This is a genomic window from Bacteroides gallinaceum (assembly GCF_030373775.1).
In the GTDB taxonomy this organism is placed as follows: Bacteria; Bacteroidota; Bacteroidia; order Bacteroidales; family Bacteroidaceae; genus Phocaeicola; species Phocaeicola excrementipullorum.
Window position 1 is genome coordinate 98,157 of sequence record NZ_JAUDEN010000005.1, and the last position, 13,970, is coordinate 112,126.

Sequence of the window (13,970 nt, forward strand, 5' to 3'; positions counted from 1 at the left end):
TGGTTGAGATATTCGCTTTATTTCGTATGCAGGCTCGACTCTATTTCTTCGACTTCAGCTTTGAATGCCTTGTCTACATCTACCTGTCCTTTTACAATCTTATAGGCATGCAACACCGTTGCATGGTCTTTGTTTCCGATGAGCTGGCCTATCTTTGATGAAGACGTTTCTGTATGTTTCTTGGCCAGATACATGGCTACCTGCCGTACCTGCACAACTTCGCGCTTGCGTGTCTTTGTGAAGATGGATGAGCGGTCAACTTTATAATGCTCGCATACCTTTTCGATGATATTGTCCACAGTCAACGGTTTGCTTTCGGCGCAGCGCACAGCCTTCCGTACTATGCGTTGAGCTAAATCCAAATCTATTTCCCGCTTCAGGTGGATAGAATAGGCGAGGAGTGAGTTGACGATTCCTTCGAGTTCGCGTACGCTTTCGTTTACATTCTCTGCAATGTAGCATATGACCGATTCCGGTATCTTCAAGCCGTCGTGCTTGATCTTGTTCCGGAGGATGTTTTTTCTCAACTCCACGTCCGGCTTCTCCAGTTCGGCCACCAGTCCCCACTTGAAGCGCGTAAGCAGGCGTTCCTCCATTCCTTGCAGCATGACCGGTGCGCGGTCGGAAGTCAGGATAAGCTGTTTTCCCGTCTGATGGAGATGGTTAAATATATGGAAGAATGTGTTTTGCGTTTTGGTAACTCCCGCAAATTCTTGGATGTCATCTATTATCAGAACATCTATGGTCTGATAAAACCCGATGAAATCGTTGAACCGATTGGTGCGTACGGAGTCTGTATACTGCACTTGAAACAAGTGTGCAGATACATAAAGCACCCGCTTCTCGGGATAAAGTTCCTTGATGCGTGTACCAATGGCGTTGATGAGATGTGTTTTACCCACTCCAGACGGTCCGTAAATGAACAGCGGATTGAAAGTGCGTGCCGGGTTCTGTGCAACAGTTTCTGCCACAGCTCTGGAGAATTCATTGCTGTTTCCTTTGATGAAATTCTCAAAGTTATAGTTCGGATTCAAATGCGGATCCAGATCCTGCGGTCTTGGCTCCTGCAGGATATTAGGGGTTTTGTTGCCGTCATGGATTGGCTTTTGCTTGGGGAGGGCAGGCGATCTGTCACCTCCTCTTAAATCGACCGTGATGTGGTTGGTCTTGTCTGTCAGAATTGAATACATCAGCTCGGTGCCCTCGCCTATTTCTTTATATATGGCGGCACGCAGCAACCCCACATAGTGCTCTTCCAGGAACTCATAGAAGAACGGGCTGGGGATGCCGATTGTCAGGGCCTTGTTCTCGTATTTCAGACCGACAGTTGGCTCAAACCATGTTTCAAAAGCTTTCGCGTTGTTGATGTTGTCCTTGATGAATCCAAGGCAACGGTTCCACAGCACTTCGGCTTGGTTCTGTTCAATCATACTTACTTTGTTATTGATAAAGCGAAATTTCTACGTTTGCAAATTTCGCAATCTAATTCTAGAAAAACAAATCTCTTTTTTCTTGCTTTTTTGGAGCCTATTTTAATGGGTTGAATAGTAGGATGTTACATTCATGTTAAGAAAAAAGATGCAACATGCTGATTTGTGAAATTCTAAGGGTTTGAAACTCAAATGTTTGTTTTGTTTCGGTTGCCACCTTGCGTGAAACTTTGTGTGTTTGTCTATCTGTTGGTTATCAATGGTTTATGTTATTGTACATCTATCACGGCGGATGTCTGTGCTATTTAGAATATTTCTATATAAAGAAAAATCCGGCGTTTTCTTTCGGGCGTTTTTCGGGTGATGCATTCGCGCGTAAATGGCTGTGGCATGCGAATGTCGGGAGCAGTACAGGAGTCTTCTCGGCACTAAACAGATACGTTTGAATATGGAAGTCTAACATCTGCAAAGGCAGAAGCATAGAATAGGGTACGGTTCTTATTCTGTTGTTTTCTGCCTTTGCGGGTGTTCTTTTTATCGGATCGTTGTCTGTCCTTGAGCTGGCCGGACAGCATTGCCGTTTTCTTTTGGGGAAGATTATTTGTCCTTTCTTCCGAACAATGAGAAATGCACATATCGTTTGGGGTGCTCTTGCAAGTCTTTGAGCAGGCTTGCAGCATTGGCTGTTGTCGCGTTCAGGTTGTTGTAAAGTGCTTCGTCGTTGAGAAGCAGCCCGAGCGAGTTGTCTTTGCGGTTCAGCTTGTCTGTCAGCAGGCGGACATTTTGCAGGGTTGAATCTATCTTTACGAACGTTGAGGCGTAGTCAACATCTTTCAGGTTTTCGCTGATTCCTTTCAGGTTTTCGGTGATGGCGTTCACATTGCTTGTCAGTTGGGGAATGTCTTTGCTCATCAGCAGATGGAGGTCGTTGCTGGTAGCATTGAGCGATGCCGTTAACTGTTCTGCATTGTGAAGTGTCTTTTTCAGTGCGGGATCTCCAAGGAGAGCATTGACAGAAGTCAAGATGGAGTCAAGTTTGGGAAGCATTTTCTCGATCTGCGGGAGCAGGTTTTCTTCAGCAGCTCCCAGAATGCCGGAATTTGCCACTCCTTTTATGGTATCTCCGGGAGTTACATATACTGTTGCCTCGTGGTTGAGCTTCATGTTCATTTTTACGGTTCCCAGCATTTCTGTTACCAGTTCAGCCTGGCTGCCTTGGGGAATGCGGAGATTTTCTTCCACTTCTATGCCTACAACGACATGTCCCGGGTTCTTGTAATTGTAGCTTATGTCACGCACGATACCGATCTGGTAGCCGTTTGCAAAGACAGGGCTTGACAATGACAGTCCGTTGATATTCTCGAATTCCACATTGTAGTAGCTTTCGGGTTTGAACATGCTGATTCCTTTCAGGTAGTTGATACCGAAGAACAATATCAGCAGTGCGCCGATACCGGCAAGTCCGATTTTAAATTCTTTTCTCATCTTTCTTCGTTTCTATTTGTTTTTCTTGAATTCCTTGATGGCTTGATTCACGTTTATTTTCTTTCCGTTTTTGAACGCTATGATGAAGGCGTCTTTAAATTTGCTGTCGACTTTGTTCCGTTTTAATTTGAGGATACTGTTATAGTTTGTGTCTGCACCGTAAGTGTATTTTATCAGACCATTTTCTTTGTAGTAGCTCACAGGCGACAGTCCCTTGAAGGCCCGGTTCTTGGCGGAAAGCGCTTTTCCTGATGTGAGTATCTGTATTTTGAACACGGGCTTTTCTGAAACAGTGCTGTTATTGGCGGTCTTTGTCGTTTCCGGCTCAATAGCGGCAACCGTTTCCTCGATGTCATTCTGTACGGGCGTTTCTGCATTTTTTATGTCCGTGTTGTCCGGACGGTGCCCGTCTTTGTAGTTCCTGAATGCCCTGTAGATGCATTGGGCCAGGTTTGTGCTGCCGTTTTCTGACAACAGATACGATTCTTCATTGGGATTTGTGATGTATCCCAGTTCAACCAGTACGCTTGGCATTGAAGTGGCGCGCAATACAAGGAATCCAGCCTGGTGCACTCCCTTGTCGATTCGTTTTCCCTGCTTGAACTGGCGTTGTATCATTTTGGCAAAGTCAACGCTTTGCGACATGTTCTTGTCTTGCATGAATTCAAAAATGATATAGCTTTCCGACGATCCCGGGTTGAATCCGGCGTATTGCTGTTTGTAGTCGTCCTCGATCAGAATGACGGAGTTCTCCTTCTTGGCCACCTCCAGGTTTTCTTCGGTGCGGTGAAGCCCCAGCGTGTAGGTTTCTGCACCTGAAACCTGGCTGCTGCGCGAGGCGATCGAATTGGTGTGGATTGATATGAATAAGTCCGCCTTGGCGTTGTTGGCGATTTCTGCGCGGCGGTGCAGGGGGACAAACACATCTCTGTTTCTTGTGTAGATGACTTTCGTATCAGCGCAGTTGTTCTCTATCAGTTTGCCAAGCTTCATGGCAACTTTCAGATTGATGTTTTTTTCCTTCCCTCGTTTTCCGATCGCACCCGGATCATGGCCGCCATGGCCGGCATCTATGACCACCGTGAAGGTTTTGCCCGGCGCCGCATGTGTTTCCTGGTATCCGGAAAAAGGCATCAGGACGGATAACATGACAGATAGTATGTAGAATCTGATAGTCTGCATAAACATATATTCGTGGCAAAGTTAATATTTTTTTGTCTTTAATCGGGCTGTATTCCGAATAAATCTTCTTTATTGCTGATAAATGCTATAAAATCCGATAAATAGATGTCTTTTTACCTTTTAATTTGCTATTTTTGTAAAACTATGAGTTCAGTTTATCCTTAAAACAAATTATTGATATGGTATTGATTGACGGAAAAGCTGTTTCCGAACAAGTGAAACAGGAGATTGCAGCGGAGGTCGCTGATATCGTGGCCAAAGGTGGCAAGCGTCCCCATCTGGCGGCAGTGCTGGTCGGGCACGATGGAGGAAGCGAAACGTATGTGGCTGCGAAGGTGAAGGCCTGCGAAGTTTGCGGGTTCAAATCCTCTTTAATCCGGTATGAATCGGATGTGACAGAAGAAGAGTTGCTCGCAAAGGTGCATGAGTTGAATGAAGATCCGGATATTGACGGATTTATTGTGCAGCTTCCTTTGCCTGCACATATTTCAGAACAGAAAGTAATCGAGGCCATTGATTACCGGAAAGACGTCGACGGCTTTCATCCTATTAATGTAGGGCGGCTGTCCATCGGGCTTCCCTGTTATGTTTCTGCCACTCCGAATGGAATACTTGAATTGCTTCGCCGGTACGAGATAGAAACGCGGGGCAAGAAATGTGTGATTTTAGGGCGAAGCAACATCGTGGGAAAGCCTATGGCCATGCTGATGATGCAAAAGGCTTATCCCGGAGATGCCACGGTGACCGTGTGCCATAGCCGCAGCAAAGATCTGGTGGAAGAATGTCGGGAAGCCGATATTATTATTGCTGCAATGGGGCAGCCCAATTTTGTTAAAGCGGATATGGTGAAAGAAGGGGCGGTGGTGATTGATGTAGGTACAACCCGTGTGCCTGATGCGACTAAAAAGTCGGGCTTCAAGCTGACCGGAGATGTGAAGTTTGATGAGGTGGCTGCCAAGTGTTCGTTCATAACTCCTGTGCCGGGAGGTGTCGGACCGATGACTATCGTGTCGTTGATGAAGAATACGCTGCTTGCGGGAAAGAAGGCTATTTACGGGTGATTTTATGAAGCTGAAAAGAACTGTAGCGGGCAGGATGCTGGCACTTTTCTGTTGGGGAGTGTCAGCATCTTGTTTTGCCGGAGAGCAGGCAGATACGTTGTCTTTGCTGTTTGTCGGAGATTTGATGCAGCATCAGGCTCAGCTCGATGCGGCCCGCCGTGAAGACGGCAGCTTTGATTATTCCGGATGTTTTGCTGAGGTTTCCCCTGAAATCATGAAGGCTGATATCGCCGTTGGGAATCTGGAAGTTCCGTTGGGAGGTAAGCCGTACACCGGTTATCCGGCATTCAGTGCTCCTGACGAATGGCTGTTTGCCTTGCGCGACGCCGGGTTTGATGTCTTTCTTGCGGCAAACAATCATTGCCTGGACAGGGGGAAGAAAGGGCTGGAGCGTACTGTCGGGGTGTTTGATTCGCTGAAAGTGTGGAATGCGGGCATCTATCGGGATTCGCTTGATCGGGCGGACAGGTATCCGCTTTTGATTGAAAAGAAAGGTTTCCGTATCGCAATCCTTAATTATACGTATGGTACAAACGGGATTCCTGTTCCTTCTCCCGGAATGGTTAACCTGATAGACCGCAAGCAGATCCGTCAGGATGTAGTCAAGGCCCGTCGGATGAATCCGGATGCCATTATCGCTTGCATGCACTGGGGGATAGAGTATAAGCTGTTGCCGGAGGACGCAGACCGTGAGCTGGCACGCTGGCTGTTGAAGCTGGGAGTGGATCATGTGATCGGTTCGCATCCTCATGTGGTTCAGCCGGTAGAGGTTGTGGATACGCTGGCGGACAAGAAGCCTCATGTTGTGGTTTATTCTTTGGGCAACTTTATTTCGAACATGAGCCAGTTGCATACGGATGGGGGAATGGCTGTTAAACTGCTGTTGAGGAAGGCGAACGGAAAGACACGTTTGGCCGGAAGCGGCTATTCGTTTGTGTGGACGTCGCGCCCGGTCTTGAGCGGGAAGCGTAATTTTGCAGTCTACCCTTCGGATATAAATAAGGAAAAGGTAAATGCAGCGGAGAAAAACCACATGGAGCTGTTCCTGAACAATGTGCGCCGTCTGTTTCATGATCACTCAACAGGTATGGAAGAATACTTTTTTGAAAGAAAGTGAGAGAAATGTTTGCGGATTAAAAAAATATCTTTACCTTTGCACTCGCTTTTAGAAGGATAATCAACATGGTGACTATAGTTCAGTTGGTTAGAGCGTCAGATTGTGGTTCTGAATGTCGTGGGTTCGAGTCCCACTAGTCACCCTTCTTTTAGCAGAACATTATTATTGCCAACATGGTGACTATAGTTCAGTTGGTTAGAGCGTCAGATTGTGGTTCTGAATGTCGTGGGTTCGAGTCCCACTAGTCACCCCGAGGAGAGGAATTTCAGCGATGAGGTTCCTCTTTTTTGCTGTACGCTGCTTTCCATGCGCTTGGAGGCGGCAAAACAAAAAGGCATGTATTAAGCGAGAATTCAATCTCCGTTTAATACATGCCTTTGTCTTATTTGCGGCGAATTCCGAATGTTCCGTCTTGCCGCATGAACTGGACAGAATGGATTAACCGAACCGTTTTTCCAGTTTTTCCAGCATGTCGCGTGTCATTGCGTCAAGGTCGTATTTGGGCGCCCATCCCCATTCTTCGCGTGCGCAGGTGTCGTCCAGTGAGTTTGGCCATGAGTCGGCGATGGCTTGGCGTAACGGATCCACCTGGTATTCCATTTCAAAATCAGGACGGTATTCTTTAATTTTCCGGTAAATGGTTTCCGGTTCGAAGCTCATTGATGCAATGTTGAACGAGTTGCGGTGGATGAGTTTGTCCGGATTGGCCTCCATTATTTCGATGGCGGCACGCAGAGCGTCGGGCATATACATCATGTCCATGTAAGTGTTTTGCGCTATCGGGCAGACAAACTTCTCCTTTTTTGCAGCGGCATAATAAATGTCTACGGCATAATCGGTTGTGCCCCCTCCCGGAGGAGTGACATACGAAATCAGTCCCGGGAATCTGACCGAACGGGTGTCTACCCCGAAGCGTGTAAAGTAGTAGTCGCTCAGCAGTTCTCCTGCTACTTTGGTTACACCATACATGGTTTTGGGACGCTGGATGGTGTCCTGCGGAGTCTTGTCTTTGGGAGTTCCTCCGCCGAATGAACCGATGGAACTTGGCGTAAACACCGCGCAATGTTTTTCGCGCGCTACTTCCAGGGTGTTGTAGAGGCCTCCCAAGCCGATTTTCCATGCCAGTTGAGGCTTTTTTTCCGCTACGGCAGAAAGGATAGCAGCCAGATTGTAAATGGTATCTATGTTGAACCGTTCTACCGCGTCTGCTATTTGTTGGGGATCAGTGATGTCTACCAATGCCGAAGGACCGGACTCCTTAAGTTCTCCCTTCGGTTCCGCGCCGGTGATGTAACCGGCTACTACATTTCCCTGATAATTCTTTCTGAGCAACATGGTAAGCTCCGAACCTATCTGGCCGGTAGCTCCTATTATCAAAATGTTTTTCATTTTATTTATGGTTGAATTTATACGGTGGCAAAAGTAGCAATTTGGCGGGAAGAATAGCGTGAAAAAGTGTTATTTCTTTAGGCTTTGTTTCTTTTTTCAGAAAAAAGTCCCATCTTTGACTTGAAATAAGAACCTTAATTCACTGCTAATATGTATGGTAATTTTAAAGAATTTCTGACAAAAGAGCTGGCCGATATTCAGGCAGCCGGATTGTACAAGAACGAGCGTGTGATAACCACTCCTCAAAAAGCGGACATCAAAGTGAATGCTGGGGAAGATGTCCTTAATTTCTGCGCGAATAATTATCTGGGACTTTCAGACAATAAGCGGCTGATCGAAGCGGCGAAAGCTGCCATGGATACGCACGGTTACGGCATGTCGTCTGTGCGTTTTATCTGCGGAACGCAGGATCTGCACAAACAGCTGGAAGCTGCCATTTCTGATTATTTCCACACAGAAGATACGATTCTGTATGCAGCTTGTTTTGATGCGAACGGCGGTTTGTTCGAACCGTTGCTTACCGATGAAGATGCCATTATTTCGGATTCTCTGAACCACGCGTCTATCATTGACGGCGTTCGTCTCTGCAAGGCTAAGCGTTATCGTTATGCGAATGCTGACATGGCCGATCTGGAGCGTTGCTTGCAGGAGGCTCAGGCGCAGCGTTTCCGCATCATTGCCACAGACGGCGTGTTCTCGATGGACGGCAATGTGGCTCCGATGGACAAGATCTGTGATCTGGCGGAGAAGTACGATGCCCTGGTAATGGTCGACGAGTCGCACTCTGCGGGTGTGGTAGGTCCTACAGGACACGGAGTGGCAGAACAGTTTGGCGTTTACGGACGGGTTGATATCTTTACCGGAACTTTGGGAAAGGCGTTCGGAGGAGCGATGGGCGGCTTTACTACTGGCCGTAAGGAAATCATTGACATGCTGCGCCAGCGTTCGCGTCCGTATCTGTTCTCAAATTCGGTTGCGCCCGCTATTGTGGGAGCCAGTCTGGAAATGTTCCGCATGCTGAAGGAAAGCAACGAACTGCATGACAGGCTGATGGAGAACGTTGCTTATTTCCGCGACAAGATGCTGGCTGCCGGTTTTGATATCAAGCCAACGCAGAGCGCCATTTGCGCGGTGATGCTTTATGATGCGAAATTGTCGCAGGATTTCGCGGCCCGGATGCAAGAAGAAGGCATTTATGTTACGGGCTTCTATTATCCGGTTGTTCCGAAAGGCCAGGCGCGCATTCGCGTACAGCTTTCTGCCGGCCACAAGCGCGAGCATTTGGATAAGGCGATTGCCGCATTTGTCAAGGTTGGTAAAGAATTGGGCGTTATCAAGGGCTGAGAATCTGTTGGATTTTAAAGCAGAAGGGCATATCTTCGGTGAAACATGCGGATGTTTTTGCGAAGATATGCCCTTGTTTTATGCATATGCGGGCTGCTTGTGCCCTTCATCTTTTTCCGGAGGAAGCCTGCCGCAGGCTTTGCCAAGCATGGAGCATTCGGGCTGCGGCTTCTGATTCATGTGGGATGTATGAAAAAAAATGCGCTATCTTGACCTTCACAGGCTGATAGCGCAAGCTACAATACAAAATACAAATACAACTAAACGAGATTATTTTTTAAAAGTGCGTAAAGATAAGAATTATAATCTCCCTCGGCACATCTTTTTTCCTCTTTTTTCTCTTTTATGTTTTTAAACAATTCCTTGAGCCATCATGGCGTGAGCCACTTTCATGAATCCTGCGATATTGGCTCCTTTTACGTAGTTGATATACCCGTCAGGTTCCGTACCGTATTTTACGCACTGTTCGTGGATGTTGTGCATGATGTTGTGCAGTTTTTCGTCAACCTCCTGCGCCGACCAACTGATGTGCATGGCATTCTGGCTCATCTCAAGTCCTGAAGTAGCTACTCCTCCTGCATTGACCGCTTTTCCCGGGGCATACATCATCTTGTGTTCGATGAAGGCGTCGATGGCTTCCGGTGTGCAGCCCATGTTGGATATTTCACCTACGCAGATGACATTGTTCTTTATCAGGTTGGCTGCGTCTTCGCCGTTCAGTTCGTTTTGGGTGGCGCAGGGCAGAGCGATGTCTGCTTTCACTTCCCACGGGCGTTTCCCCGGCACGAATGTTGCGCTTGGGAATTTTTCGGCGAACGGAGCTACGATGTCGTTGCCCGAAGCCCGCAGTTCAAGCATATAGTCGATCTTTTCTCCGCTGATTCCTTCCGGGTCGTATACATAACCGTCGGGGCCGGAGATTGTGATGACCTTTGCGCCGAGCTGGGTTGCCTTTGTTGCCGCTCCCCACGCAACGTTTCCGAATCCTGATATGGCTACGGTCTTGCCTTTGATGTCGATCCCTTTCTTGTCAAGCATGTGCTTTACGAAGTACAGTCCTCCGAATCCCGTTGCTTCGGGACGTATCAGCGAACCTCCGAACTCGAGTCCCTTTCCGGTGAATGTGCCCGTAAATTCGCGGGTCAGTTTTTTGTACATGCCGAACATGTAGCCAACCTCACGTCCGCCCACGCCGATGTCGCCTGCCGGCACATCCATGTTCGGTCCCAGATGACGCCAAAGCTCCAGAATATATGCCTGGCAGAAGCGCATGATTTCCGCATCGCTCTTTCCGCGCGGAGAGAAGTCGGACCCGCCCTTTCCTCCGCCCATAGGCAGCGATGTCAGGGCGTTCTTGAAAGTCTGCTCGAATCCCAGGAATTTCAGGATAGACAGGTTGACCGACGCATGGAAGCGGATGCCGCCTTTGTACGGGCCGATGGCGTTGTTGAACTGTACACGGTATCCCAGGTTGGTCTGCACTTCGCCTTTGTCGTCCACCCATGTTACGCGGAATGTGAATATTCTGTCGGGTTCAACCAGCCGTTCGATGATTTTGGCTTTTTCAAATTCAGGATGTTGGTTGTAGATATCTTCAATAGAGAGCAGCACTTCTCTGACAGCCTGCAAATACTCGGATTCACCTGGATGCTTGGCCTCCAGCGATGACATAATTCTGTTGATGTCCATAATTAGATTTTTAAAGGTGTGACATTTTGAAACTTTCACTTTTACAAAGTTAGGAAACTTTCTGGTTCCTGCAAGTGGTTTCCTTGGAAAAATCGATTAAAATATGATAAAATGATACTTGCGGAGATGGCGTTGAAAATATTTGCAAATGTCGTCCGAAATCCCGAATTTTGCTTGTCTATTAACCGTTTAAATCAGAGATATCATGCTTAACGCTTTACGGATAAAGCTCAACCAGCTTTATTTCAAGGATACGCAGTTTGCCAATTTGATGACCAAGCGCATATTCAATGTGCTGCTGGTTGCCAATCCCTACGATGCTTTCATGCTGGAAGATGACGGACGCATCGATGAGAAGATATTCAACGAATACATGAATCTGAGCTTGCGCTATCCGCCTCGCTTCACCCAGGTGTCTGCTTTGGAGGAGGCTTGGGAGAAGCTCAACGAAACCACGTTCGATCTGGTGATCTGCATGCCGGGGTCGGACAACAGCGACTCGTTCGACATTGCGCATAAAATCCGTGAGAAGTATCCGCACATGCCGCTGGTGGTGCTTACTCCTTTTTCACACGGCATAAGAGAAAGGATGGAACACGAAGACCTGAGCATATTCCAGTACGTGTTCTGCTGGCTGGGAAACAATGACCTGCTCATGTCTATCATCAAGCTGATAGAAGACAAGATGAACCTGGAGCGCGACATAGAGGAAGTGGGCGTGCAGATGATTCTGCTGGTGGAGGATTCGATCCGTTTCTATTCGTCTGTTCTTCCCAATCTGTATAAGTTTGTGCTCCAGCAGAGCCAGCTTTTTGCTACGGAGGCTCTGAATGCCCATCAGCGTACCTTGCGCATGCGCGGACGTCCCAAAATTGTGCTTGCGCGCTCGTATGAAGAAGCCTGGTCGCTGTACCAGAAATACCAGAACAATGTGCTGGGGGTGATTTCTGACGCCCGCTTTCCGCACCAGGGCGAACAGGATCCGCTTGCCGGCGTGCAGCTGTTGCGCGAAATCCGGAAGCGCGACCCGTTTGTTCCGCTTATCCTGGAATCGTCGGAAGAAGACAACAGAAAGTATGTGAGCGAACTGGATGCCCACTTCATCGACAAGAACTCGAAAAAGATGGACGTCGACCTTCGGGAGGCCGTATCGCAGAATTTCGGTTTCGGTGACTTCATTTTCCGTGACCCGAAAACCATGAGAGAGGTTGCGCGTGTGCATAACTTGAAAGAGCTGCAGAATGTGCTGTTTTCCATTCCAGCCGAGTCTTTCTTCTACCATATCAGCCACAATCATATTTCCCGCTGGCTGTATTCGCGCGCCATTTTTCCGGTGGCCGAGTTCTTGAAGCAGATCACGTGGGAGTCTTTGCAGGACATCGATGCCCATCGCCAGATTATTTTTGAGGCGATCGTGAAATACCGCAAGATGAAGAATCAGGGTGTTGTGGCTGTGTTCCAGCGCGACCGCTTTGACCGTTATTCCAATTTTGCCCGCATCGGTGAAGGCTCGCTCGGAGGAAAAGGGAGAGGCCTTGCCTTTATCGACCATCTGCTGAAGCGCCACAGCGAGTTTGACGAGTTTGAAAACGCTTCGGTCATGATTCCAAAAACGGTGGTGCTGTGTACCGATGTGTTCGATGAGTTCATGGACACGAACCAGCTTTATCAGGTGGCGCTGAGCGATGCCGACGATGAAACCATATTGCGGGCGTTTCTCCGCGCGAAGCTGCCCGACCGGCTTGTGGAGGATTTCTTCACGTTTTTCGATGCGGTGAAGGCGCCGATAGCCATCCGTTCGTCCAGTCTGCTTGAAGATTCGCACTACCAGCCCTTTGCCGGCATCTACTCTACGTACATGATTCCGTATCTGGACGACAAGTATGAGATGCTCCGCATGTTGAGCGACGCCATCAAGGGAGTATATGCTTCGGTATATTATAAGGACAGCAAGGCCTACATGCAGGCAACCAGCAATGTCATCGATCAGGAGAAAATGGCAGTCATTCTGCAGGAGGTGGTAGGGACGCAGTACGGCGACCGTTATTATCCTGCTATTTCGGGGGTGGCACGTTCCATCAATTATTATCCCATCAACGATGAACTGGCTGAAGAAGGAATCGTAAGCCTGGCTCTCGGTCTGGGAAAATACATCGTTGACGGCGGACTGACTCTGCGCGTTTGTCCGTATCATCCTACGCAGGTGTTGCAGACAAGCGAGATGGAGATAGCCTTGCGTGAAACGCAGACACGGTTCTATGCGCTTGACCTGAAGAATATGGGGCAGAATTTCTCGCTCGACGACGGATTCAACCTGCTCAAGCTGCATGTGAAGGATGCGGAGGCTGACGGATCGCTCAATTTCATCGCTTCCACTTATGATCCGTATGACATGGTGATACGCGACGGACTTTATCCGGGCGGACGGAAGCTGATCACTTTCGCCAACATTCTCCAGCACGATGTGTTCCCGCTGGCGCGTATTCTGCAGCTTGTCCAGAAATACGGGCAGGGTGAGATGAGGAGGCCGGTTGAGATTGAATTTGCGGTGAACTTCGATGCCAAGACGAAGACGGGCACATTCTATATGCTGCAAATCCGTCCGATGGTGGACGTGAAAGCCGATCTGGAGGAAGACCTTACGCTTATTCCTGATTCAAGGCTGCTGCTGAAGAGCGAGAATTCGCTGGGACATGGTATAATGGAAGACATTCAGGATGTGATTTATGTGAAGACGGAGGGGTATTCGGCATCCAACAACCAGCTGATTGCATACGATATCGAGAAACTGAACCGCCGTTTCCTTGACGAAGGGAAGCATTATGTGCTTGTGGGTCCGGGGCGTTGGGGAAGCAGTGATACGTGGCTCGGCATTCCGGTGAAGTGGCCGAACATTTCGGCGGCCCGTGTCATTGTTGAAGCCGGACTGGCCAACTATCGGGTCGATCCCAGCCAGGGCACACATTTCTTTCAGAATCTGACTTCTTTCGGTGTGGGATACTTTACGATCAATGCCTATATCAAAGACGGAATCTATAACCAGCAGATACTCGACAGCATGCCTGCCGTAGAGGAAACGAAGTTTATCCGTTGGGTGCGTTTTGAAAAGCCTCTGGCCGTGAAGATGGACGGAAGGAAGAAACTGGGCGTGGTTGTACTTCCGGACTGATGCGGATTGCCGGATAATGCCGTTTCTGCCGGGCAAATTTTTATCTCTAACCTGGAGATGTATGTCTTCAGGCTAGAGATTTATGTTTTCAGTCTGGAGATGCA

9 protein-coding genes and 2 tRNA genes are annotated in these 13,970 nt (G+C 48.3%); 6 read left to right on the top strand and 5 right to left on the bottom strand.

The features are described 5' to 3' along the window. Nucleotides 1-17: 17 nt before the first annotated feature. The 3 genes from dnaA to QUW60_RS04595 form a co-directional block, all read right to left on the bottom strand. Nucleotides 18-1,430, bottom strand: a complete 1,413-nt coding sequence (dnaA, locus tag QUW60_RS04585; RefSeq protein WP_258337735.1) for a chromosomal replication initiator protein DnaA — start codon at nucleotides 1,428-1,430, stop codon at nucleotides 18-20. A gap of 597 nt (nucleotides 1,431-2,027) precedes the next feature. After that, nucleotides 2,028-2,915, bottom strand: a complete 888-nt coding sequence (locus QUW60_RS04590) for an MlaD family protein (protein ID WP_258337734.1) — start codon at nucleotides 2,913-2,915, stop codon at nucleotides 2,028-2,030. A 12-nt stretch (nucleotides 2,916-2,927) separates the two neighbouring features. After that, a complete protein-coding gene (locus QUW60_RS04595; RefSeq protein WP_289558745.1) occupies nucleotides 2,928-4,097 on the bottom strand; it encodes an N-acetylmuramoyl-L-alanine amidase family protein in 1,170 nt (389 codons plus the stop codon). Nucleotides 4,098-4,276: 179 nt separating this feature from the next. Between QUW60_RS04595 and folD the strand changes: the two genes are divergently transcribed. From folD to QUW60_RS04615, 4 genes are all read left to right on the top strand, one after another. Beyond that, complete coding sequence (gene folD, locus QUW60_RS04600) at nucleotides 4,277-5,158, top strand: bifunctional methylenetetrahydrofolate dehydrogenase/methenyltetrahydrofolate cyclohydrolase FolD (RefSeq protein ID WP_258337732.1); 882 nt, start codon at nucleotides 4,277-4,279, stop codon at nucleotides 5,156-5,158. A gap of 4 nt (nucleotides 5,159-5,162) precedes the next feature. Then, entirely contained in the window at nucleotides 5,163-6,275 is a 1,113-nt protein-coding gene (locus tag QUW60_RS04605; protein ID WP_289558747.1) for a CapA family protein, read from the top strand. Between the two features lie 68 nt (nucleotides 6,276-6,343). Continuing rightward, nucleotides 6,344-6,417: transfer RNA gene (locus QUW60_RS04610), tRNA-His, on the top strand. Nucleotides 6,418-6,451: 34 nt separating this feature from the next. Continuing rightward, nucleotides 6,452-6,525: transfer RNA gene (locus QUW60_RS04615), tRNA-His, on the top strand. A gap of 188 nt (nucleotides 6,526-6,713) precedes the next feature. On the opposite strand, the gene QUW60_RS04620 is transcribed toward QUW60_RS04615, so the two are convergent. After that, on the bottom strand, nucleotides 6,714-7,664 hold the full coding sequence (locus tag QUW60_RS04620; RefSeq protein WP_289558749.1) for an NAD-dependent epimerase/dehydratase family protein: 951 nt from the start codon (nucleotides 7,662-7,664) through the stop codon (nucleotides 6,714-6,716). A gap of 150 nt (nucleotides 7,665-7,814) precedes the next feature. Here QUW60_RS04620 and kbl point away from each other — a divergent pair, with 150 nt between their 5' ends. Further along, nucleotides 7,815-9,008 carry a glycine C-acetyltransferase gene (gene kbl, locus QUW60_RS04625; RefSeq protein WP_258337729.1) on the top strand — a complete coding sequence of 398 codons (1,194 nt, stop codon included), beginning with the start codon at nucleotides 7,815-7,817 and terminating at the stop codon, nucleotides 9,006-9,008. A 351-nt stretch (nucleotides 9,009-9,359) separates the two neighbouring features. Here kbl and gdhA read toward each other — a convergent pair whose 3' ends face one another. Next, a complete protein-coding gene (gdhA, locus tag QUW60_RS04630) occupies nucleotides 9,360-10,697 on the bottom strand; it encodes an NADP-specific glutamate dehydrogenase (RefSeq protein ID WP_258337728.1) in 1,338 nt (445 codons plus the stop codon). A 205-nt stretch (nucleotides 10,698-10,902) separates the two neighbouring features. Between gdhA and QUW60_RS04635 the strand changes: the two genes are divergently transcribed. Further along, complete coding sequence (locus tag QUW60_RS04635) at nucleotides 10,903-13,866, top strand: PEP/pyruvate-binding domain-containing protein (protein WP_289558752.1); 2,964 nt, start codon at nucleotides 10,903-10,905, stop codon at nucleotides 13,864-13,866. Nucleotides 13,867-13,970 lie beyond the last annotated feature (104 nt).